The 22,093-nt window shown below is 66.0% G+C and carries 20 protein-coding genes; 1 reads left to right on the plus strand and 19 read right to left on the minus strand.

The window, feature by feature from the left end:
* Positions 1–2: 2 nt before the first annotated feature.
* The 10 genes from QQ25_RS22065 to QQ25_RS22110 form a co-directional block, all read right to left on the minus strand.
* Positions 3–2,420 carry a CaiB/BaiF CoA transferase family protein gene (locus QQ25_RS22065; protein WP_039380964.1) on the minus strand — a complete coding sequence of 806 codons (2,418 nt, stop codon included), beginning with the start codon at positions 2,418–2,420 and terminating at the stop codon, positions 3–5.
* 55 nt (positions 2,421–2,475) lie between these two features.
* Positions 2,476–3,453, minus strand: coding sequence for an enoyl-CoA hydratase/isomerase family protein (locus QQ25_RS22070; RefSeq protein ID WP_039380966.1), 978 nt, complete (start codon positions 3,451–3,453; stop codon positions 2,476–2,478).
* Positions 3,446–4,579 (minus strand): M24 family metallopeptidase, encoded by a 1,134-nt coding sequence (locus QQ25_RS22075; protein WP_039380967.1) that lies wholly within the window; start codon positions 4,577–4,579, stop codon positions 3,446–3,448. The genes QQ25_RS22070 and QQ25_RS22075 overlap by 8 nt, the downstream gene beginning before the upstream one ends.
* The gene (locus QQ25_RS22080) at positions 4,569–5,837 is read right to left on the minus strand and encodes a M24 family metallopeptidase (protein ID WP_039380969.1); all 1,269 of its coding nucleotides are present in this window, start codon (positions 5,835–5,837) and stop codon (positions 4,569–4,571) included. Before QQ25_RS22080 ends, QQ25_RS22075 begins: the two co-directional genes overlap by 11 nt.
* Before the next feature lie 76 nt (positions 5,838–5,913).
* Positions 5,914–7,083 (minus strand): amidohydrolase family protein, encoded by a 1,170-nt coding sequence (locus tag QQ25_RS22085; protein WP_039322773.1) that lies wholly within the window; start codon positions 7,081–7,083, stop codon positions 5,914–5,916.
* 50 nt (positions 7,084–7,133) lie between these two features.
* Complete coding sequence (locus QQ25_RS22090; protein ID WP_276015263.1) at positions 7,134–8,309, minus strand: cytochrome P450; 1,176 nt, start codon at positions 8,307–8,309, stop codon at positions 7,134–7,136.
* A gap of 55 nt (positions 8,310–8,364) precedes the next feature.
* On the minus strand, positions 8,365–8,559 hold the full coding sequence (locus QQ25_RS22095) for a ferredoxin (protein WP_039322778.1): 195 nt from the start codon (positions 8,557–8,559) through the stop codon (positions 8,365–8,367).
* Positions 8,556–9,224, minus strand: coding sequence for a TetR/AcrR family transcriptional regulator (locus QQ25_RS22100; protein WP_234706160.1), 669 nt, complete (start codon positions 9,222–9,224; stop codon positions 8,556–8,558). The genes QQ25_RS22095 and QQ25_RS22100 overlap by 4 nt, the downstream gene beginning before the upstream one ends.
* 92 nt (positions 9,225–9,316) lie before the next feature.
* Positions 9,317–10,123: an SDR family NAD(P)-dependent oxidoreductase gene (locus QQ25_RS22105; protein WP_039380971.1), complete on the minus strand. Its 807-nt coding sequence runs from the start codon at positions 10,121–10,123 to the stop codon at positions 9,317–9,319.
* Positions 10,124–10,263: 140 nt separating this feature from the next.
* Positions 10,264–10,782 (minus strand): CGNR zinc finger domain-containing protein, encoded by a 519-nt coding sequence (locus tag QQ25_RS22110; RefSeq protein ID WP_039380972.1) that lies wholly within the window; start codon positions 10,780–10,782, stop codon positions 10,264–10,266.
* Positions 10,783–10,808: 26 nt separating this feature from the next.
* On the opposite strand from QQ25_RS22110, the gene QQ25_RS22115 reads away from it, so the two are divergent.
* Positions 10,809–12,206 carry an MFS transporter gene (locus QQ25_RS22115; RefSeq protein ID WP_039380974.1) on the plus strand — a complete coding sequence of 466 codons (1,398 nt, stop codon included), beginning with the start codon at positions 10,809–10,811 and terminating at the stop codon, positions 12,204–12,206.
* Here QQ25_RS22115 and QQ25_RS22120 read toward each other — a convergent pair.
* The 9 genes from QQ25_RS22120 to QQ25_RS22160 are packed head-to-tail and all read right to left on the minus strand — an operon-like array spanning position 12,198 to position 22,056.
* The gene (locus QQ25_RS22120) at positions 12,198–13,031 is read right to left on the minus strand and encodes an alpha/beta fold hydrolase (protein WP_039380976.1); all 834 of its coding nucleotides are present in this window, start codon (positions 13,029–13,031) and stop codon (positions 12,198–12,200) included. The genes QQ25_RS22115 and QQ25_RS22120 overlap by 9 nt on opposite strands.
* A complete protein-coding gene (locus QQ25_RS22125; RefSeq protein ID WP_039380977.1) occupies positions 13,028–13,609 on the minus strand; it encodes an NADPH-dependent FMN reductase in 582 nt (193 codons plus the stop codon). The genes QQ25_RS22120 and QQ25_RS22125 overlap by 4 nt, the downstream gene beginning before the upstream one ends.
* A gap of 6 nt (positions 13,610–13,615) precedes the next feature.
* Positions 13,616–14,602, minus strand: a complete 987-nt coding sequence (locus QQ25_RS22130; RefSeq protein ID WP_101906125.1) for a cyclase family protein — start codon at positions 14,600–14,602, stop codon at positions 13,616–13,618.
* Positions 14,603–14,616: 14 nt separating this feature from the next.
* A complete protein-coding gene (locus tag QQ25_RS22135; protein ID WP_039322799.1) occupies positions 14,617–15,450 on the minus strand; it encodes a coniferyl-alcohol dehydrogenase in 834 nt (277 codons plus the stop codon).
* A 29-nt stretch (positions 15,451–15,479) separates the two neighbouring features.
* Entirely contained in the window at positions 15,480–16,787 is a 1,308-nt protein-coding gene (locus QQ25_RS22140; RefSeq protein WP_039322802.1) for an LLM class flavin-dependent oxidoreductase, read from the minus strand.
* Entirely contained in the window at positions 16,784–18,592 is a 1,809-nt protein-coding gene (locus QQ25_RS22145) for an FAD-binding protein (protein ID WP_039380981.1), read from the minus strand. Before QQ25_RS22145 ends, QQ25_RS22140 begins: the two co-directional genes overlap by 4 nt.
* On the minus strand, positions 18,589–19,512 hold the full coding sequence (locus QQ25_RS22150; RefSeq protein WP_039380982.1) for a 3-carboxyethylcatechol 2,3-dioxygenase: 924 nt from the start codon (positions 19,510–19,512) through the stop codon (positions 18,589–18,591). Before QQ25_RS22150 ends, QQ25_RS22145 begins: the two co-directional genes overlap by 4 nt.
* Positions 19,469–21,151, minus strand: a complete 1,683-nt coding sequence (locus QQ25_RS22155; protein ID WP_039380984.1) for a bifunctional 3-(3-hydroxy-phenyl)propionate/3-hydroxycinnamic acid hydroxylase — start codon at positions 21,149–21,151, stop codon at positions 19,469–19,471. The genes QQ25_RS22150 and QQ25_RS22155 overlap by 44 nt, the downstream gene beginning before the upstream one ends.
* Entirely contained in the window at positions 21,148–22,056 is a 909-nt protein-coding gene (locus tag QQ25_RS22160) for an alpha/beta fold hydrolase (RefSeq protein ID WP_039380986.1), read from the minus strand. The genes QQ25_RS22155 and QQ25_RS22160 overlap by 4 nt, the downstream gene beginning before the upstream one ends.
* Between the last annotated feature and the right edge of the window lie 37 nt (positions 22,057–22,093).

Below are 22,093 nucleotides of genomic sequence, written 5' to 3' on the forward strand. Positions count from 1 at the left end.
GTTCAGCGAGCCGCCTTCCGGCGACCACCCACGCCGGGTTGGTTGCCGATCACGCCGTCCTCGACCAGTTCGTCGATCTCATCGTCGGACAGACCCAGCTCGGCGAGCAGTTCGTGATTGTGCTCCCCGAGCAGCGGTGCCGCCCGCCGGTGCAATTCCCTCGGGCCGTTGGCCAGCGATACGGGCAGGGTGCTGTGGGCTGCGGCCATGTTCACCGGGTGACCGACATGTTCGAAGAACCGGCGGAACCGCACCTGTGGCAGTTCCAACTGCCGGTGCGGTTGCATCACCTTGGCCACCGGAATACCAGCAGGCCAAAGTGTTTCGACGATCTCGTCGCCACCGCGCGAACGGCACCAGGCCGCCAGCTGCGCGTCGATCAGGTCGTGGTGTGCCCTCCGCCCCTCGGCGGTGTCCAGGCGCGGGTCCATGGCCCATTCAGGCTGTCCGATCGCCCCTCGTAGTGCGACCCATTGGGCATCGGTGCTGACCGCGATCGCCACCCAACTGTCGGCACGGCCGAATTCGTCGATCTCGGCGCTCTGGTAGATGTTCTGCGGTGCTGCCGCCGGGCCCCGATTGCCGTCGCGCTGCAGCAGGGCACCGTATGCCGAGAACTCGATGACCTGCTCGGCGGCGATGTTGAGCGCCGCGTCGACCATCGCCGCCTCGACCAGCACACCCCGCCCGGTCCGGCGTCGGTGTTCCAGCGCCAACAGCAATCCGGACAACGCATGCACGCCCGCGTTGGGGTCACCGATCGAATACGGTTCGAAGGGGGCGCGATCCGGATATCCGGTGAGCCAGCTGAGCCCGGAGGCGTCTTCGATGATGTAGGCGAATGCCGGGTTGTCTCGCCACGGCCCGTCCAGTCCGAAGCCCGGCATGCGGACCATGATGATGTCCTCGCGGAGCGCGCGCAGTGAGTCGAAGTCGAGTCCGATCTGTTCGATCACCCTGGGAGTGAAGTTCTCGACCACCACGTCACAGGTGGCGATGAGGCGGCGCAGCAGATCCCGGCCCTGTTCGGTCTGGAAGTCCAGCGTCAGGCTCTTCTTGTTGGTGTTGAGCGCGCTGAAGATCGGCGAGCGCTCCCACCACTGTTCGACGGTGGCCGGAATCCCGGCGATCAACCGGGTGCCGTCCGGCCGGGGAGTCGACTCCAGGTGGATCACCTCGGCGCCGAGCATCCCGAGTGGGTGCGTGCATGACGGCCCCGCCCAGAACGTCGTCATGTCGAGCACCCGCAGACCGCTGAACGGCAGCCGGTCCCCCTTCGGTCGGCCGGATGGGGCGTCGCGGGGGGTCAACCGGGTCGCACGGATCTCCTCGGTGTGCTCCCCGAGGCGCGGAGCCGGCGATGGCTCGCGCAGGCCGACACCGGACAACCGGTACGGCAGGGCCGGCTGGGTGAATCCGTCCCGAGGATTGCGCACGAATGCCTGACGCTGCAGGAAATGATCCATGGCGGTGACATTCTCGCCGTTGCCGACGGGCGAATTCGGGATCCGGAACGCCGACGCCAACTCGCGAACGTCGTCCACTTTCTGCTCGCGCAGCCACGCGTACAACTCCTCGGCGTGCAGATTTGCCTGCTCGGTGATGGTGAGCTCCGAGGTCTCGTCGATCCAGTCGTCATGCCCGGACATCGCGCACAAATCCCACCACTGTTGAGCCGTACCGCATCCGAGTGCCACCAGACCGTCGGCGGCCTGAGCGACGCCGGGCACGGTCGGCTTGCGCTCGGTGCGCCATGGCCGTTCAAGCATTTCGAAGTACGTCACCGGGTAATACGTCAGGCCCAGGATCTGGGACTCGAGCTGGGAAAGGTCGATCAACTCGCCATGCCCGTCGCGCAGCGCCCTCACCCGGAACGCCAGTGTCATCGCCGCGGCGAACGCGCCGGCCAGCCACTCACCGACCTGGCCGCCGATGGATACCGGCGCCCGGTCCTGCACGCCCCGGCCAATTCCGATGGCACCACCCGACCACGCCTGCAGGGTGAACTCGGTGGCCGCCCGATCACTCCACGGGCCGTCCAGCCCGAAAGGGGTGATGGTCGTGACGATCAGATGCGGATACCGGCGGAACAGGTCCTCCGGCGCAATCGATTGGGCCACGGCCGATTCCGGAGACCAGATCACCGCATCAGCTGCGGCCAGCAATCGCTCGATCAGCTGCGCGTCACCAGGTTGGGCGACCACACTGCGTTTGCCGCCGGCCAGGAAGGCAAACAGTGCACCGTCCTCCTGCGGACCGATCTGGGCGCCCGACGCCGACCAGCGGCGCAGCGGATCGCCCTCGGGTGCTTCGACTTTGATCACGTCGGCGCCGCCGTCGGCGAGAATCTTCGTGGCGTATGCGCCGGCGATGCCCGACGACAGGTCGACCACGGTGTACCCGTCAAGTGGTGCAGTCATATCCGCTCTCTCGCCGAAATGGCGTTCCGGCAGGCCATCACTCGAAATCTTCCCGCTATTCGGGTTTGGCCCGGTTCTTCTTGGACAGCCGGAAGTCTGGCGGGAATCTGCTGTCGTTGTCGTTGACGGCGGCCGACAGCCCGGAATCGATCGATTCGAACATGTCCAGGTCGGCATCGCTGTCGTTGGCCACGCCGTTGCCCATCGATTCGAAGAATGCGCTCAGCAGGCTGCCCATGTACTCACCCTGCTGCTGTTTGAAGATCTCGAAGAACATCTTCTGCTGAAAGACCGTGTCCACCGGGCGGTTTCGCGTACACGCCATGGCGTACTTGGCCACCTCGGCCTCAAGCTGGTCGCGTGGCACCACCTTGTTCAGGAAATTGCAGTCGTACATCTCGGCGGCGGTGAACGGCCGGCCGGTGAACACCATCTCCTGGAACTTGCGCAGTCCCATCATCTGTACCCACGTCCACATGCGCGGGCCCCATCCGTGGTACCGGAAGGACGGGTGACCGAACAGGGCATCGTCCGACGAGATCACCAGATCGGCATCCGCGCACTGATAGAAGTGCCAGCCGTAGCAATACCCCTTCGCCTCGACGATGCTGATCTTCTTGAAATCCTGCAACGCACGGTTGCCGGCCTGGGAGTTGGCGTACCAGGAGCTGATGGTGGCGCCGTTGCGGAATGTGCCCTTCGGCGGGTAGGTGACCTCACCCACACCGTCGTCCTCCAGTCGCAGTTCGGCCAATCGCACCGCCGGATTGTCGTTGCCCTCCATGAACTCCGGCAGATCGGCCCCGCTGCCGAGGTTGTCGCCGACACCGCGGATGATGACGACCTTCACGTCGTTGTCCGCGTTGGCCGCGCGCAGTACGTCGGCGTAGCGCAGCCGGGCCATCGACGTCGGGGCATTGAGAAACTCCGGCCGATTGAACGTGATGGTCGCGATCTTGGTCTTGGGATCCTTCTCGTAGAGGATGATCTCTTCAGGTGTGGGCCGCTCTGCGGCGGCGGGCTGCTCAGGCATGTGCCGCCTCGCTGTCTGACGGGGCCTGGGTCAGTACCTCTGGGCCGTTGGCACCGACGACAACGGCATCGCGGGTGAACACCGCACCGACGCCCGGCTCCCATACGTAGCTGGTGATTGCGAGCACCATGCCCTCTTCGAGGAGGTCCGCCTCGGTGGTCTCCCGCAGGCTTGGCGTCACCACCGGCGGGTCGAATCCCAGACCGAGGCCGTGCGCCACCGGCATCGCCGGCAACGCTTCGCCTGCCTGCTCGTACGCGTCCAGCAGAGCACTGGTCGGCGTGCCCGGTCGGCAGGTGTCAACCAGCCTGTCCCACAGGTCATCCCGGCGCCGGTACAACGATCGAACCGCATCCGACGCTTCGCCGACGCACGCGGTGCGCGCAACCTCGGCGACGTAACCATCGGCGAGCACTCCCGCCGACAGCGCCACCAGGTCGCCCTCGCGCACCCGGCCGTCGCCTTCGGCACGCCGCCACGGATGGTCCTTCGATGTCACCCATGCGGCGTCCTGCGTGGCCGGGGTGCTCACCCCACCAGCCGCCTCGGCCTCCAACACCGCACCGGCAAGGCGCTTCTCGGTGGTCCCGGCGACCAGCTCGGCCATGCCCTTGGCCAGGCCTTCCTCGGCGACGGCCAGCGCGCGCCGCAGTGCCAGGATCTCCTCGGGCGTCTTGACCCGGCGGGCCGCACGCATTGCCTGCTCGCCGTCGACCAGCTCCGCGTTCGGGAATGCCATCGGCAGCAGCTTGGCGAACGTCGGTGTCAGGGCATCGGTTCCGACGCGGCGTGCGGTTTCGGCACCCTTGATGTCCTGTAACACACTCATCAGGGTCATCGGGTTCCACGCCAGACCGTAGAGATTCTCGTGCGGAATCTCCTCCGGTATCCCCTCGTCCCAGGTGCTGTTCAGGTGTATCTCACCGGTGGCCCGGACAAAGGTGCAGATCGGCCCGAACGGTCGGGTACCCACCACCCACAACTGCGGGGCGCCGGAGATGTAGCGGACGTTGGCCTGCCGACCGAGCACCAGCACATCGAGGTCGTGGACCTCCATCTGTGCGAGGGCGCGCTCCCGACGGCTGGTGCGCAGGGCGCGGCCATCGGCCTCGATTTCAGTTCCCACTGGACACCTCGTAGGGGTCGTACGGATATTCGGTCAGCGGCATCCAGCCGCCCTCGGTCACCACAACGATCTCCTCACCGCGGTAGCCTCCGGTGCCGTCCTGCCACACCACCGGTTCGAAGACCAGCAGCATGCCGTCCGGGAAGACGAAGTTGTCATCCCACTCTTGTCCGAGATCTGTTCCGATCATCGGCATTTCAGCTGCGCTCGTACCGATCCCGTGTCCCAGGTAAAAGTGCGGCAGCCACGGCTTCTGCCCGCCCGCGGCGGCCGTCGCCGCACGGCCGAGGTCACCACAGGTGGCACCGGCCTTGGTCACCGACAGCACCGCGTCGACGATCGCGCTCCACTTGTCGAACTGCTCCTGCTGGGCGGCGGTCGGATCCTCACCGACGATCCACGTGCGTCCATGGTCAGAGCAGTAGCCGTGATAGGCGATCGACACGTCGGTCCACAGCACATCGCCCCGCTGCAACTCGCGCTCGGTGGTCAGCAGGGGAAGCGCGAGATCGCCGGTGGTGGTCCAGGCGCCTTCGGCTCTCGAGGCGGGCATGGCCTGCCAGATCGAGTCGAACATGTTGGTCGTGGCACCGAGTTCGAAAGTACGGCGCACGAATTCGGCGGACAGATCGATCTGCCGCACACCGGGCACGACCGATTTGTGGATCTCGGCAATGGCCTGCTCGGTGATCTGGCAGGCCCGCCGGACACACGCGATCTGGTCGGGAGTCTTGACGAGTTTCGCCGCACCGACCACCGGCGCGGCGTCCACCGGGGCGCTGGGGAACAGTGCACTGCCCGCCCGGCGCATCGCTCCGGTCAACTCGTCGGTGGCGATCGTCGCACCCGCGGGTACCAAGCCGGACAGGGTCTTGGCGAATTGTGCGACACCTTCGTCGAATTCGAGATAGACCGGGCCGTGCAGATGGTCGGCGGGCAGGCCCGACTCCATGGCCACGCCCTCACGGAACGGCAGGAACAGGTGCGGATGTTCGTCATCGGCCAGCACCACCGCGATCGGCCGCTCGACATGCGACAAACCCGCGTCGGCCAGCGGCCAGGCGATGCCGGTGGCGTACATGACGCTGCCGTTGCCGAGCAGCACCAGCGCGTCCACTCCCTGCTCGACCATCGCGGCACGCAGACGCGCACCGACCTCACGACGCATCCGGGCGAGGTCGGGTTCGTCGGGAATCTCCAGCGGGGTGTATCCGGTTCGGGCGATCTGTGTCACGCCCGTTCGCGTCGCAGTGCTCATGCGGTTGCCTCGCAAGTCAGATCCACGATTCGCTTGCACGCTGCGCTCAGATCCACGATGCGCTTGCAAGCTGCGCTCATGCCAACCCCAGGAACTTCTGGATGTTGGTCGACACGATCTTGGTCGCGTTCTCCGGGCCGACCGCCTCGACGACGGTGGCCAGCGACTTCTCCGAGTATCCGAAGGTGCTCTCGTTGTGCGGATAATCGCTGGACCACATCACGTTGTCGACACCGATCTCGTCGATCAGCCGCAGCCCGAGCGGATCCACCATGAACGAGGCAGCCATGTGCTTGTCCCAGTAATGCCGCACATCGTGCTGCAGCTCGTGGTTGAACATGTGCCGGTAGGAGGCCAGCATGTGCTCGGCATCCTGCAACGCGGTGGGCACCCAGGCGATTCCGCCCTCGAACCAACCGATCTTGAGCTTCGGATGCCGATCGAGGATCCCGGAGAAGACGTACTTGGCGAACTGCTCGCGGAATGAATCGACGTTGACCATCATGCCGACCACGACGCTGTTGTTCTCGCACGGCGTCTTTGGCGGCGTCTCGCCGATGTGGTGGCTGACCGGAATTCCCGACGCCTCGATCTCGTCCCAGACCGCATCCATGGCCGTGCTGCCGTAGTCGTAGATATTGCCCTCGTCGTCCTTACCGGGGTTCAGCGGCAGCAGGAACGTCTTGAGGCCCAGCGACTTCAGCTGCTCAAGGCTGCTGCGGGTGCCGGCTGGGTCCCACCAGTTGATCAGCCCCACCCCGTAGAAGTGGCCGTCGCTGTTCTCCTGCAGTTCGGCCATCACCTCGTTGTAGATCCGGAAGACCCGCTCACGGATCGCCTTGTCGGGGTAGTGGAACAGAGCCAGAACCGCGTTGGGGAACGCGAGCTCCTTGTCGATGCCGTCCTCTTTGAGCTCGCGGATCCGGGCAGCGATGTTGTTCGATGCGGCACCGGCGAGATCGTCGTACTGCATCAACACGCGGCCGAAATCGCCTCCGGTCCAGGCTTTGCCCTTCATCCCCACCATGTAGGCGCCGTCCTCGTACCAGATGCGCGGAGCGGCACCCTTGAGGTCATCGGGGAAGCGCTCGTAGAAGATGTCGTCGGCCACCGAGATGTGGTTGTCGGCCGAGAAGACGGTGGTCCCTTCAGGAAGCCCGGGCAGACCGCCCTCTGCCGCGTGGCCGCGCCGATTCTTCGGTGCGCCAAAGCCTTCCGGTGGATAGAGGGTCGTCGAAGCAGTCATTTGTCGTACTCCAATCGGGCTGTAGGGGCTGAGGGCCGGCTGATCGGCAACTACCAGGCAACGGGAAGTTCGTAGACGCCGTAGGCGAGGCGGTCGTGCTTGAAGGGCACCTCGTCGAGCGGAATGGCCAGGCGCAGGGTCGGAATCCGGCGCAGCAGGGTGTGGAACACGATCTGCAGTTCGGCCCGCGCCAGCTGCTGACCGACACACTGGTGGCGGCCGTAGCCGAAGCCCAGTTGCTGGGAGGCGTCGCGGCTGAGGTCGAGCTTGTCGGGCTCCGGGTAGGCCTTGGCGTCCCAGTTGGCCGGGGCCAGGTCGATGATCACGCCGTCACCCGCGCGGATCGTCTCGCCGCTGATCTCGATATCCTCCAGTGCCACCCGGCGCTGGCCGGTCTGGATGATCGACAGATACCGCATCAGCTCCTCGACCGCGTTGGCGATCACCTTCGGATCCTCGGCGTTGCGCAGGAAGTCGGCCTGCTCGGGGTTCTCCAGGAGCGCCAGGATGCCGATGCCGATCATGTTCGCGGTCGTCTCGTGCCCGGCGATCAGCAGGCCGGTGCCCAGCTGGGCGGCCTCCTTGACGCTGATCTCGCCGGCGGTCACCCGCTCGGCCAGATCGGACACCGCGTCCTCGGACGGATTGGCCTGCTTCTCCTCCACGAGATTGATCAGGTACTGGTGCAGGCTCATCGCGCCCTTCTGCATGGCGTCCGCCGCGGCGTAGCGAGCCAGGCCGGCGTTGGCGTGCTCCTGGAAGAACTCGTGATCTTCGTATGGGACACCGAGCATCTCGCTGATCACCACGGTGGGCACCGGCAGAGCCAGCTTGGCGACGAGGTCGGCGGGCTGCGGGCCGGCAAGGACTCCGTCGATGCACTCGTCGGTGATCTTCTGGATGGCCGAGCGCAATCCCTCGACGCGACGGAAGGTGAACGGCTTGGACAGCATGCGGCGAAACCGGGTGTGCTCCTCGGCATCCGAGGTGAAAACTGAGCGCGGCCGCTTGTCGACTGTGGAGAGCATGTGCTCGTTCCAGTGCGGGAAGCCCGCGATCCGGTCGTCCACACTGATCCGCGAGTCGGAGAAAAGCGCGCGGGCTTCCTCGTGGCCGGTGATCAGCCACGGGGTGCTGCCGTTCCAGATCTTCACGCGGAACAGGCCTTTGGGGTTACCCAGCATGGGCGGCGGCGGCGCGAACGGGCACCGCGCATCGCGCTCCATGGGGTACTCGGGGATGGCAACTTCGGTCACGGTTTCGGACACGTCATTCCTCAGGTCAGTCTTGGATCTCAATGGCTAGGGCTGGGCAGGCCGCCGCGGCGCGGCGAGCGTTGTCGGTCTGGTCCGGAGCGGGTGTCGGCTCGAGCAGGACGACGACGCCGTCTTCGTCGCGCTGGTCGAACACCTCACTGGCGTTCAGTACGCACTGCCCCGACGAGACGCACTTGTCCTGATCGACAGTGACTTTCATGTGAGGTCGCTTTCGTGGGTAACCGGCGCCATCCACAGGCCGACGATCGCGTCGATCAGACCCGATGCCGCGCCCTGCCAGGAGGCCCGGGGCACGTTGCCGCCCTGGGCCATCGCCCGTTCCCGATCGGCGCAGCTGTGCATCAACAGGTTGCGCGCCATGATGTTGCGTTCGGCACGGACCTCGTCGGGCAGTTCGGGCAGGCAGTTGTTCATCCCCTCGATGACCTGCACCAGTGACTCCGAACTCAACGCGTCGCGGACAACGATGTTGTGGTAGGCCGGGTCGGTCATCACCTGAGCGGCGAACCGGGCATACCAGGTCGGATTGCCGAGGGCGGCAAGGTGATCGGTGAGCGGCTGCACCAGGCACGCGACCCACTCGCGCAGGCCGGCCGAGTCGCCGGTATCGGCCACCATCTGCTCGCGCAGACACTCGATCGGTCCGCGGTGTTTGTGTTCGATGGCGCGGACCAGATCGGTCTTGGTGCCGAAGTGGTAGCCGACCGCGGCATTGTTGCCCTGCCCCGCGGCCTCGCTCACCTGACGGTTGGACACTGCGAACACGCCGTGTTCGGCGTAGAGCCGTTCGGCCGCCTTGAGGATCGCCTCCTGGGTGCTGCTGGCCCGGTCGGCCCGCGCGGTCCGGTTGGCTGCTGCTGTCACCGTTACAGTCAACGCGCCTCCTGTAATTAAGTCAAGCAGTTGATTTAAATGGACCAGACGTCCCGGACACCCGGGTCAGAGGCCCGCGCCGGCTATTTGGCCTTCCGGACGATGACCTTGCCCGCGACGGTGCCGCCGTCGATCGGCAGGACGGTCCCGGTCACGTAGCGGGAACGGTCGGTGGCGAAGTACACCGCCGCCTCGGCCACGTCCTCGACCGTGCCTTCCCGCTTGAGCGGACGGTCGTTACGCATCTGGGCCCGGATGCCTGCCTCGAACTCTTCGATGCGCTCACGCTCCTCGGGCGCGGCCGATTTGGCCACGATCGCCGTGCGGATATTGCCCGGCGCGATGGCATTCACCCGGATCTCGTAGTGGGCCAGCTCGATCGCCGCCGACTTGGTGAACTGGATGACCGCGGCCTTGGACGCGCGATAGGTCATCACCCCGCCGCCGGCCTGGATCCCACCGATCGACGTGAGGTTGAGGATCGAACCCCCACCGTGCTCGGCCATGTACCGCGCGGCATCACGCGTCCCGGCCATGACGCCGAGCACGTTGACGCCCATCACCTTGTGGAAGTCGGCGAGATCGTCGTCGAGGAAGCGACGGTGCATCCTGCCCGACACCCCGGCGTTGTTGACCATGACGTCCAGGCCGCCGAAGGTGTCCACGGCCGTCGATACCAAGCGCCCCACCTGCTCGACATCGCCGACGTCGGTAACCAGGAACCGGGCACGCTCCCCCAGCTCATCGGCCAGTGCCTTACCACGGTCCTCGTCGACGTCGCCGATCATCACCTTGGCGCCCTCGGCGGCGAACCGGCGCACCAGCCCTTCACCAAGACCGGACGCCCCGCCGGTGACAACGGTGACTTTTCCCGCCAGTTCATCGCTCATTTAAGCCGCAAGCCCCTTCCTCGTCAGCCGCATCCTCGCGGCGCTTCGCACTCAACCCGGTCAAACACAGTCAGTCAAGCGACTGATTTAAATTGAGCAGGCCGACACCTGATCGCGACGCCACTGACGAGTGTGATACCTCAGCGAACTCGCATCCGATGCCGCCGTACCGCATCGCGATTCGCGCAGCGATGGCAGCAATATCGCTGACTGCCGGGTCGGCTGAAATCCACGAACGCGCGGGTACATTGCATCGCCGCGCACCGACGGATGCGGTGCATTCCGCGGTCGGTGAGGTACTGGGCGGCCGCAGCGGTGGTCGCACCGGCCAGCGTTGCGGCGAAGCCGGCGTCAGGGTCGCGGTAATGCAGGTGCCAACCGCTGCCGTCATGGTCGGTGATCGACGGGCTGGCGGTGAACCGTGCCAACAGGTCGTTGAGTACGTCGACGCGTTCATGTTCGGTCGCCGCGTCGACGACGCCCTCCCAGGCGCGGAGAAATTCGCGAACATCGCGCAGATCTTCGGTGGTGGCGCGACGTTGAGCAGGCATTCCTCGGGCAGTCCAGCGGTCCTCCAACTCCGCTGGCGTCGAAACCGGCTGATTGAGCAGCGTGGTCACGTTGTCCAGCAGCGGCCCGATGTAAGGGTTTACACGCACAAGACAATTACACCAGGTTGACCCACATGCGTTCCGAAAATGCGGTGACCCAACAGTCCACGACCGACCCGTGTACCGACTGGCGCCCCCTTGCGACGTGCTGCCTGGGGACATTCCTTCTGCTGGCCTACACCACGGTCGTGACGGTCAGCGCGCCCGTCATCGCGGAATCGGTTGGCTCCGGATTTGCCGTGTCGCAATGGATCATCGACGTCTACACCCTGGCGCTGGCCGCACTCGTGCTGGCCATGGGTTCCCTCGGCGATCGGATCGGACACCGGCAGCTGTTTCTGATCGGCTTGGCCGGTCTCGGCACGGCGTCTGTCGCCTGTGCAGCGGCGACCACCGGCGGCATGCTCATCGCCGCCCGCGGAGCCCAGGGCATCGGCGGCGCCGCCGTCTTCGCCACGGTTGTTCCGCTGCTGACGCAGTGCTACGACGGCCGCGCCCGCGGGATCGCGTTCGCCGTGTGGGGCGCTGTCGCCGGTGCCGGCAGCACCGTGGGCACCGTTGCCGGCGGTGCTGTGACCGAATTCGTCACCTGGCGTTGGCTATTCGTGGCAGCCGTCCCGATATGCGCGGTCGCGGTGACGATCGGCGCGATCTCACTACCCCGCGAACGCCCGGCGCGCACGCGCGTCGACGTTGCGGGAACCGCCCTTCTCACGACAGCGATGACAGGAACGACTTTCGCCGTGATCAACGGCGGGGAGCACGGTTGGACCACCGCGGGCACCCTCGGCGGTATTGCCGTGGCCGCTGCGTCGTTGTTGTTCCTCATCCCGGCCCAGCGCCGTGCCGCCCAGCCGGTTCTGCCCGCCACACTCTTCGCCACCCACGGCTTCGTCGCCGTACTGCTCGTCGGCTTCGCCTACTACTTCGCCGCGTTCGCCGCACTGCCCGTGCTCTCGCGTTGGCTTCAGGACTCGCAGCACATGGGCCCGTTTCAGGCTGCGTTGATTCTCTCCATCCAGTTGGTGGCGTTCATCGTCATATCGTTGGGACTGAGCGCCCAATTGCATGACGCGTCCCGTGCCCGGGTTCTGGGCGGCGGAACGGTGTTGACCGGGCTGGCCTGCCTGTCCGGGGTCGCGCTATTGCATTGGCCGCACTGGACCGCGTTGATCGTCGCGCTCATCCTCAGCGGTGTCGGTGCCGGCGTCGTATCGCCTGTGCTGCCCGCAGTGGCGGCGACGTCGGTACCGGCCGAGCGAGCCGGGACCGCCGCCGCCGCTGCCAACTCAGCACGTCAGCTCGGACTCACCATCGGCATCGCGGTGTGCGGCGCGTTGAGTCAATCCACCCGTCCGACCCACGGATTGGTCGCAGCGCTGGTCGTCTCGGGACTCGTCGCACTGTGCGGCGGCGGCACGGCCGCGGCACTGCTGCGCCGAACGGATGCGACTCCGAAAGCCTCACACTGACGACAGGAAATCCAGCAGCACCGCGGTGAGCGCGGCCGGCTGTTCGATCTGCGGGCAGTGCCCGGCATCGGGTATCACCGCACTACGGGCACCGCCGATCTGGCCGGCGATCTCGGCGGCCCAACCGGACGGCAGCAGCTTGTCACGATCCCCCTCGATGATCATGGCCGGCACACCGATGCGGTCGTAGGCCCGATGCGACGACGGCATCGCCGGCGGTTGGAGGCCGGGCCTCCGAAACCGGGCCGCGGCCAAGGATTCCCAGGCACCCGGCGCGATGCTCGACTCATATCTCCGTTGCACGTACGCCTCGTCGGCCGGATAGGCCGGGTCGGCGAACAGCGCGGTGACGATGCGTCGCATCCCGGCAGGCGTGGCGTCGTAGTCGTACAACGCCGCCGAATGTTCGTTGCGCTGGATCTCGCCTCCCCCACAGATCGCGGTGAGCGATCGCGCCGGGAGCCGCGGGGCGTCCGAGGTGGCATCGACCAGCAGGTTGATCGCCCCCATCGAGTTACCCACGAAATGTGCTTGCACGACGCCGAGTTCGGCACAGAATCGGGCGATGTGACGAATCCGCATGCCCCGGCCGTCGTTGAAGTCGATGACCTTGGCGCTCTCACCGAAACCCAGCATGTCCGGGGCAAGCACCCGATAGCGCTCGGCGAGTGTGTCGATGACACGCTCCCAACCCAATTCGGCCCCGACACCGAACTCTCCGCCGTGCAAGAGCACGACGGCGTCACCTTGCCCCGCCTCGAGGTAGCTGGTGGCCAGCCCGTCGATCTCGACGTTGCGGCGCTCGAATGTGCGCTGAGTCGTCACTGCGCGGCTCCGTTGGACCGGGCGAACGTCAGCACCTGATTGGCCAGCATGTCGAGTTGATCGCGAACCGGGCCTTCGGCCAATTCGCCTGTCTCAGACCAGATTTTGTCGGCCGAATTGATCGCCACCCCCAGCGGAGTCGGCCAGGCCCGCAGGGCGTGGCCGATCGAGCGCAACTGGCTCAGCGTGCCCACCGCGGCCTGCCACCCGTAGGCGCAGCTGATGCAGCCCCACGGGGTGTTGTCCAGGTAGACCCGGGGATCCTCCCGCAGATCCTCGATGTAGTCCAGCGCGTTCTTGACCAGACCGGAGATCGCGCCGTGGTAGCCGGGCGAACCCACCACCACCGCGTCGGCGTCACGAAGCGCGGAGACGAACTCCAGGGCCGCGGGTGTGCGCTCCAGGGAATGCGGTGCGTACATCGGCAGTTCCAGGTCGGGCCCGGCGAACATCCGGGTCCTACCCCCCTGCCGCTCCACCGATTCCAGGCAGTAGCGCACGGCCCGCTCGGTCGAGGAGTCGGCGCGCAGGGTGCCACCGAGCCCGACGACGAACGGGACCTTCTCAGTTGGCGTCATAGTTCCTCACTTGATCGCAATGGGATTCACCGGCGAACCGACGGCCCCGGTCACCCGCAGCGGCGGGGCGATGAGCTGGAACTCGTATACCCCGTCGTCCGCGCAGTCATCCGCCAGCGCTCCCAGGTCCCAGTACTCGCCGAGCATCAGGCCCATATCGCGCAGGCACAGCATGTGCATCGGCAGGAAAGTGCCCTCGACTCCATTGGCCGGATCCGGATCTTCGACCATCAGGTTGTCGGCGGCCACGGCGGCCACCTGGTGGTCGTGCAGCCACGAGGCACACCGCCAATCCAGTCCCGATCCCGGTTCGGCGCCGTCGCCTGTTGCCAGAAACCTGGTCCACCAACCGGTGTGCACCACCACGATGTCCCCGGACGTGACGGTGACGCCTTGCGCCCTCGCGACGTCGTCGAGTTCGGCCGGGGTGATCGGATTGCCCGGTTGCAGGAACTGCCCGGCGCCGCGGTGGCGGACCACGTCCAGCAGCACACCGCGCGAGGTGATGCCCTTCGCGTCCACCTTGTCGATACCGCAGTGGAAGGCGCCGAAGCTGGTGACCGAATCGGCCGGGAAGCCGTTGTAGAGCTTGTCCTCGTAGTACACGTGCGACAGCGCGTCCCACTGGGTGGCCGCCTGGAGGGGCATCACGATCATGTCGTCGTTGAAGCGGAACGGGTTGTCAACGAAGAACTCGCTGACCTGATGGGCCACCGAGTTGCGCAGCCACTGCGGGCCGTACTGCGCCAGCGTGTTGGCATCCCCGCCGTCCACCGTCATCACGTGCGTCGGGTTTTGCCGGAACTGGAACGCGCCCTGCGGCCCCGCTGAGGAGAAGTCGCCGCCGAGCGCGAAAACCTTGCCGTGCTTGACCAGTGATGCACCCTCGGCAACCTTCTCCGACGTGATCAGGTTGAGCGTCCCGAGTTCGTCGGCATCGCCCCAGCGTCCCCAGTTGCGCACATCGTCAGCGACATTGCGAAAGTCGCTCATCGTCCCGGCCACGCTCAGCTCCTCTGCTCAGGGTCGACTACAGCATCGACCAGCGATGCCTCCCGCTGGGCGAGAATGCCGCCGTCGGCCCAGATCACCTGCCCGGTCACATAACTTGCGGCCGGACTGCCCAGGTATGCCAGGAGCGAGGCCTGCTCGGCGGCCTCGGAATTGCGGCCCAAAGGCGTGGTGAACGAATCGAGGTACTGCTGCCCGTAGGCCGAGCGCAATTGGTCCAGTATCGGCGTCTCGGTGACCCCCGGCCCGGTGCAGTTGATCCGGATCCCGCGGGCGCCGAGTTCGGTGACCCGCCACATCCCGTAGAGAATCATCGCCTCCTTCGACAACCGGTAGCCACCGTCAGACAGGGCCCCGGGATGGTCGGCGCACCACTGCAACCCCTCGCCGACCGATCGGGTCTTCAGCAATCCCGCTGTCGTGGCGATATTTTCGCGGTATCCCGATGCCGCGAGCGAGGACACCGAGGTGATCGATCCGCCCACTTCGATGCGGTCCTCAACCGCCTCGGTGAACTGGCGCGTACCCAAGAAGTTGATTCGCACCACCAACAGCGGATCGCCGATTCCGGAAGACACGCCGGCCACGTTGAACAGCGCGTCCACCGGTCCATCGACAGCCGCGGCAGCGTGGTCGACGGATTCAGGGTCCGCCAGGTCCATTTCGATGAACTGTTCGGGCAAGTGATCGGGCGGCCGGACGTCGAGGCCCGTCACCCGGGCGCCGAGCTCAGCCAACGTACGGCTGACCTCGGCGCCGATGCCCGACCCGCAGCCGGTGACCACCACATGTTTGCCGTCGTAGCGCACCAACTCGCTGATCGGGGTCACGTGTGCGGTTCCTCTTGGTCGGCTTGTTCTCAATCCGACTTCCCGCGGGCTTCCTTCTCCGCCTGGGCCGCCTTGACTCGGCCCTCGTTGATCTCGGCCATCGCCTCGGGGATCTCACCGGCGGTGAACTTGTCGCGGCCGGTGGGCAGCCCGCCGAATGCGTAGGTCTCGTCGAACAGCGGGGCCTCCGACGGACGGCGACGCGACTCGACCTTCTCGATCACCGGCTCCAGGCGCTTGGCCTTGTCCGCCACCGCCTTTGCATCCCGTTCGATGAACTCGGGCAGGACCTCCTTGCCCATGATCTCGATGGATTCCATGGTGCCCTCATGGCTGCGTGGGTTGAGCAGCAGGATGATCTCGTCGACACCGCTCGCCTCGTAGCTGCGCAGGAATTCACGCACGGTGTCGGGAGAACCGATGGCGCCGCGGCCCGGTCCGTAGGCCAGCGTGGGATCTTCCTTGACCGCTTCCTCGTACCGCTCCCACACCTTGGTACGGCCGGGCGTGTGCATCCCGGTCAGGTAGTAGTGCATGATGCCGAACGAGAAGAAGCCACCCCCGATGCCGAGCCGCTTGAGTGCCTCGTCGTCGGATTTGGCCACCATCATCGACAGGTCACCGCCGATGGCAAGAACATTGGGATTGATCGCGGGGGTGATGGGTGCACCCTGCTCTTCGAATTCCTTGTAGTACCCGTCAACCCGCTCTTTGAGCGCCTCGGGACCGGTGTAGGCGAAGCTCAGCGCACCGATCGCCTTCTGGGCGGCCATCTGCACCGAGGACGGCCGCGTGCACGCCACCCAGACGGGGGGATGCGGCTTCTGCAGCGGTTTGGGAATGACGTTGCGTGCAGGCATCTCGACGTGCTCGCCCTTGAACCCGGTGAACGGCGCCTCCGTCATACAGCGGATCGAGACCTCAAGGGCCTCCTCCCACATCGTGCGCTTGTCAGCTGGGTCGATGTCGAAACCACCCAACTCGGCGACCGAGGAGCCCTCACCGGTGCCGAATTCGACCCGGCCGTTGGACAAGTGATCCAGGGTGGCGACGCGCTCGGCGATACGAGCCGGGTGATTGATCGGCGGGGGCAGGTGCATGACACCGAATCCCAATCGGATGTCCTTGGTGCGCTGGCTGGCGGCGGCCAGGAACATCTCCGGAGCGGTGGAGTGGCAGTACTCCTCGAGGAAGTGGTGCTCGGTCAGCCAGACGGTGGAGAAGCCGGCCTTGTCGGCGGCCTCCACCTCGGTGAGGCCGTGCTGGAACAGTTGATGTTCGTCATCCTCCGACCACGGCCGGGGCAGCGGGAACTCGTAGAACAGCGAAATCTTCATCGGTTTCCTCCTGATGGGTTGCTGACGGTGTCCTGGATCTTCGAAATGGCGGCTGGTGAAACTGGTTGCACGACAGGACTTTGAGCCTGTGCGATGTGTCTGGCCGCCACATACCCGAAAGTCATCGCAGGCCCGATGGTCGCGCCGGCACCGGCGTAGCTGCGTCCCATGACCGCCGCCGAGACGTTGCCGACCGCGTAGAGGCCCGCCACGACAGAGTCGTCGGCCCGCAGGACCCGAGCGTGCTCATCGGTGCGCAGGCCGCCTGAGGTACCCAGATCCCCGAGGATGATCTGGAACGCGTAGTACGGCGGCCTGCCGAGCGGACGCAGATTGGGGTTCGGCAGCGTCGGATCTCCGTAGTAGTTGTCGTATGCGCTGTCGCCACGGTTGAAGTCGTCGTCGTGGCCACCTTGGGCCAACTGGTTGAACCGTTCGGCGGTGGCTCGGAGGTTTGGCGCGGGCACCCCGATCTTGCCGGCCAGCTCCTCCCAGCTGTGTCCCTCGACCACGACGCCGGAATCCAGCCACGCCTGAGGAACCTTGCGCCCGGTGGGAACCGGGGCGAACGGGATCTTCGGGATGGGCAGATGCCCGGCCACCACATACCGGTGGAACGAATCGATGTCGGTGACCAGCCAGCACGGGATGTGTTCGATACCCGACTGCTGTCCCTCGATCATCGCGTGGGCGAAATCCATATAGGGGGCGGCTTCGTTGATGAACCGCTTGCCCTCGCCGTTGACCACGAACTGCGACGGCATCATCCGCTCGTTGAGCATGAACTGCAGCCGTCCGTCGGGCCAGCAGATGGCCGGGAACCACCACGCCTCGTCGAGCAAGTCGGTGGCACCGCCGACCTTTTCGCCGGCCCGGATACCGTCGCCGGTGGCCGCCGGATTGCCGAAGCTCCAGTCCTTCTCCAGCACCGGGAGATGCTCCTTGCGCCACGCGATGTCGTGGTCGAAGCCGCCTGATGCCAGTATCACGCCACCGGTGGCCCGGATCCGCAGCGGCTTGCCGTCACGTTCGACGACGGCGCCCAGCACCGTGCCGTCCGGACCGGAGATCAGCGAGGTCATCGGCGCGTCCAGCCACAGCGGGACATCGTGCTGTTTGAGCGCCAACCGCATCCGGGCGGCCAGAGACTGGCCGATGGCCGCCATCCGGTCGCCGAACACCCGGGCCCGCACCATCCGCCAGATCAGCTTGAGCAGCACGGCTTTGCCGCGCCAGTTCTGCCGAATCTGATAGAAGAGGCGAAGGTCCTTGGGCGCGAACCAGATTCCCTTGGGCGCCAGCGCGAGCGGAGCGAGCAGTTCCTGCTCATGCTCGCCGAGCTTGCGGAGATCGATGGCCGGAACATTGATCGTGCTGCCCTGCGCGGAACCGCCGGGCAGTTCGGGATAGTAATCGGCGTAGCCCGGCTTCCAGACGAACTCGAACCAATCGCTGTTGTGCTCGAGGAAGTCCATCATCTCCGGTGCGGCCTCGACGTACTTGCGCAACCGCGCATCACTGACGGTGCCGTCGGTGATCTGCTTCAGATAGTCGAACACCCCGTCCGGCGAGGGTACATAGCCGGCCCGGCGCTGTGACGGCGCCCCCGGCACCCAGATGCCGCCGCCGGACAGAGCCGTGGAACCGCCGAAATGGGAGGACTTCTCGACTATCAGCGTGTCGAGGCCGGCCGCCTCGGCGGCCAGCGCGGCCGTCATGCCGCCACCCCCTGAGCCGACGATGAGCACGTCGACCGTTTCGTCAAACGTCTGCTCGGCAGTCTGTGCGTCAGTATCTGAAGTCATGCTGCGATTCCTACCGCCGTCCTGATTGCGAATCCTGCGATCAATTCCGGTGCCGCCCGGTAAAAGTGGTCTCCCGTCCGGTACGGCCCGCTGGCTGTCAGCGCCGCGAAGGCGGCCACCCAGGTACGGATCTCGTGTGCCGAATTACCCCCTTCGGCGGCGATGAAGCTGTTGGACCAGCTGTCCAGATCGGTCAGGCGGCCCTCGTCGAAGATCTCCAGCAGGCCGTGGTCCCATTCGGGGTTCAGCGGCCGCAGAGCACTGTCTCCGTGGGCGAAGTCGTGAGCAGCCTGGCTCACCGCGCTCTGGCGGGCCATGCGCTGTTCCGCGGTCATCGGGGCCCCGTGCACGATCCGGTCCAGAGCCGCCGGTGGTGCGGTGTCCAGCGTCGGCACCGGCGGATCATGTGACAGCCCGCCGGAACCCAGCACCAGCACGCGCTTGTCGAGTGTTGCCAGGTAGGCACCCACGGCCGCGCCCAGCGCGCGGGACCGCGACAGCGGGCCCAACGGCGTGGCGACCGAGTTGATGAAGATCGGCACGATGGGACGCGCGGTCGCCTCGCCGAACAACTCCTGCAGCGGCTGCACGGTGCCGTGGTCGACGTCCATGTTGGTGGAGATCGCGATGTCCACACCGGACTGCCACACCGCTTCTGCGCACTGCTGGGCGATGTCACCGGCAACGTTCAACGCACCCTCGTATGTGCCGTAATCGCCCACGCCGGCAGCGGCGGTGCCGATGCAGAACGGAGGCATCAGCCGGTAGAAGAACCCGTTGTAATGATCGGGTGAGAAGGTGACGACCAACTCGGGGTCGTAGTCGGCAACAAACTTGCGAGCACTCCCGACCGCTGCCCTTATCTCGTCGAGGAGTTCAGCCGACGGTCCCGGAAGATTCAGCAGTGGGCTGTGGGACATACAGCACAGGGCTACTGGCACCGTTCACTCCTCCCTCCAGCACATGAAGCACGTCGAACAGGGCATCGCTCAGTTCCGGCGCACGTTGGGCGATGTCCGCACCGGCGATGCACCGGTCCGGGCGCAGCACGAGCACAGACTCGGCGTGCACGTCGAACCAGGATTTGAGCGCGCCCGTACGGTCACCGACGATCACGACAGCGCCGTCGTCACCGTCGGCATCGTGCCCGGTCCAGAACAGCTGGGTAAGCGGCCGAGCGGCAATGAACTTCGCGCCCAAGGCTTTCCAACGCTGATAAGTCTGCTCGCCGAGCAACGCGCGCGGATTGTTGTTCCAGCACAGCACCGCGAAGTTCAGCCCGATCAGGTCGTCGAGCAGCACGTTCGTCTGCTCCCGGGTATCCACCCGGGGCTGGATGAACAACGTGCCCGCCGGCGCGTCCGGAGTCGGAGGCTTCGGATGGTAGACCGCACCCTGGTCGTAACGGGGCATCGGCTTGAACCGCATCTCCAGCACATAGCGCTTGAGTGCCGGAACCACCGACGCACCGCGAATCAGCTTGTCCCGCAATGCCGCAACCTTGCGGTTGGTCGGCGAGATGACGCGCCCGACCAATGTGGACAGGTCGATCATGGCCCGCGCGTGCTTGCGGCGCTCGGTGTCGTAGCTGTCCAGCAGTGCGTCGTCGGCCTGGCCATTGACCACCGCAGCAAGCTTCCAGCCGAGGTTGGCCGCATCCCGGATGCCGCTGTTGTAGCCCTGCCCCTGCCAGACCGGCATCAGATGCGCGGCGTCGCCGGCCAGCAGGAAGCGGCCCTTGCGGAAGTTCGCGGCGATACGTGAATGATGGGTGTAGACCCGGCGACGGATCACATCGACCTTGTCCGGATACGGCACGAACGGGGCGAGCAGCCGAGCCACGAACTCGGGATCCTCGGCCTGCTCGTCGGTTTCGTCGGCGTGGATCATGAACTCGAACCGGCGGATGCCGTGGGCGATCGAGATCGAGGCATACGGGCGGTCCGGGTCGGCGCCGACCTCGCTGTTCGGATGCCCCAGCGGGTCATTGGCCAGATCGACCACGACCCACCGGGTCGACGAGGTGGTGCCGTCGAACGACACACCCATCAGTCGTCGAGTTGCGCTGCGTCCGCCGTCGCACCCCACCACGTAGCGGGCCTGCACCGCGGGAACATCGGGACCGAACTCGACCGTCACGCCCTCGGCGGTTTCGGCCGCCGTCTCCATCCGGCGGCCCCAGGCCACCTGGACATGTTCGAACCGGTCGAGCCCGGCCAGCAGTTGCGCGTCGACCAGAGGCTGCACGAACCCGTTTCGCTTGGGCCAGCCGAATCGCGCGTCGGGAGGAGCCATTTCGGCCAGCAGCCGGCGGTGACCGTCGTAGAACCGGAGGATCTGGTTGGGCACGGTGTGCGGAAGGATCTCCTCGACCAGCCCGATGGATTGGAAGGTGCGCAGGGATTCGTCGTCGAGCCCGACGCCCCGCGGGTAGTCGATGAGGCTGTCGCGTTCGTCGACCACGAGGGTGCGGACACCGTAGATACCAAGGATATTCGCCAAGGTCAGGCCGACCGGCCCGGCCCCGACGATGACGACGTCGGCCGCTTGCTCGCTCACGCGCGATCCAAGAGGAAGTCCAGATGCAGCTTGTTGAAGGTCTCAGGATCTTCGTACTGCGGCCAATGCCCACAGTCCGGCATGACCTCGAAACGGGCGCCGGGGATCATCGACGCGATACGCCGGCCCTCGCTGACGTCAGCGGTCGGGTCGTCACTGGTCCACAACACCAGCGTGGGTGCGGTGACCGACCCGTACTCCTTCTCCCCCAGCAAGTTCCGCGCGCGGATCTGCGGATCCTGCAGTGCCATGATGTCGCTCATCGCGGCGACGAAACCGGGCTGGCGGTACACCGCCTGACGGCTCGCCACGATGTCGTCGTAATCCTTTGTCTTGTCGGCCATCAACCATTTGATCCGAGCCTGCACCGTCTCCCACGTCGGGTTCTCCGCAGCCGCCATCGAGAGCGTGATGATCCGCTTCATCACTTCGGGGTCAGCCTGTGATCCACCGGCGGTGTTGAGGACCAGGCGGTCTACGCGGTCCGGATGATCAGCAGCCGCCCGCGCGGCCACCCAGCCACCCAGCGACTCCCCCGAGATGTGTGCCCGCTGCGCGCCGATCGCGTCGAGGAAGCCGATCAGGTGATCGACGTAGTGGGCGACCTCCAGCGGGTGCCCGGGCTTGTCGGTGTAGCCGTGCCCGAGCATGTCGATCGACCACGTCGAGAAGTGCTCGGCATGCGATTCCAGATTGCGTACATAGGCCTCGGCGTGCCCGCCCGACCCGTGCAGCAGAACCAGCACGGGCAGGCTCGGATCACCGGCATGCAGGTACCGGGTACGTACGCCGCCTACATCGAGGTAGCCCTGCGAGAACGCGACGCCCTGCAGATCAGCCCAGACGCTCTCATGTTCGGTAGCCGAAACGGAACCGGATGCCGGCCCGGCCGCAGTGCTTGTCATGATCCCCTCTCCGGAGGTAGGGAGAATGTCGTTCTCC

It is taken from the genome of Mycolicibacterium setense, from assembly GCF_000805385.1.
Taxonomy (GTDB): Bacteria; Actinomycetota; Actinomycetes; order Mycobacteriales; family Mycobacteriaceae; genus Mycobacterium; species Mycobacterium setense.

Bases quoted from the DNA above. Each gene is read 5' to 3' on its own strand.
- QQ25_RS22125 (WP_039380977.1), bottom strand. From the start codon at position 13,609: ATGACGCCAACTGAGAAGGTCCCGTTCGTCGTCGGGCTCGGTGGCACC.
- QQ25_RS22080 (WP_039380969.1), bottom strand. From the start codon at position 5,837: ATGAGCACTGCGACGCGAACGGGCGTGACACAGATCGCCCGAACCGGA.
- QQ25_RS22115 (WP_039380974.1), top strand. From the start codon at position 10,809: ATGCGTTCCGAAAATGCGGTGACCCAACAGTCCACGACCGACCCGTGT.
- QQ25_RS22085 (WP_039322773.1), bottom strand. From the start codon at position 7,083: ATGACTGCTTCGACGACCCTCTATCCACCGGAAGGCTTTGGCGCACCG.
- QQ25_RS22150 (WP_039380982.1), bottom strand. From the start codon at position 19,512: ATGTCCCACAGCCCACTGCTGAATCTTCCGGGACCGTCGGCTGAACTC.
- QQ25_RS22065 (WP_039380964.1), bottom strand. From the start codon at position 2,420: ATGACTGCACCACTTGACGGGTACACCGTGGTCGACCTGTCGTCGGGC.
- QQ25_RS22095 (WP_039322778.1), bottom strand. From the start codon at position 8,559: ATGAAAGTCACTGTCGATCAGGACAAGTGCGTCTCGTCGGGGCAGTGC.
- QQ25_RS22130 (WP_101906125.1), bottom strand. From the start codon at position 14,602: ATGAGCGACTTTCGCAATGTCGCTGACGATGTGCGCAACTGGGGACGC.
- QQ25_RS22140 (WP_039322802.1), bottom strand. From the start codon at position 16,787: ATGAAGATTTCGCTGTTCTACGAGTTCCCGCTGCCCCGGCCGTGGTCG.
- QQ25_RS22160 (WP_039380986.1), bottom strand. From the start codon at position 22,056: ATGACAAGCACTGCGGCCGGGCCGGCATCCGGTTCCGTTTCGGCTACC.
- QQ25_RS22145 (WP_039380981.1), bottom strand. From the start codon at position 18,592: ATGACTTCAGATACTGACGCACAGACTGCCGAGCAGACGTTTGACGAA.
- QQ25_RS22090 (WP_276015263.1), bottom strand. From the start codon at position 8,309: ATGGAGCGCGATGCGCGGTGCCCGTTCGCGCCGCCGCCGCCCATGCTG.
- QQ25_RS22105 (WP_039380971.1), bottom strand. From the start codon at position 10,123: ATGAGCGATGAACTGGCGGGAAAAGTCACCGTTGTCACCGGCGGGGCG.
- QQ25_RS22070 (WP_039380966.1), bottom strand. From the start codon at position 3,453: ATGCCTGAGCAGCCCGCCGCCGCAGAGCGGCCCACACCTGAAGAGATC.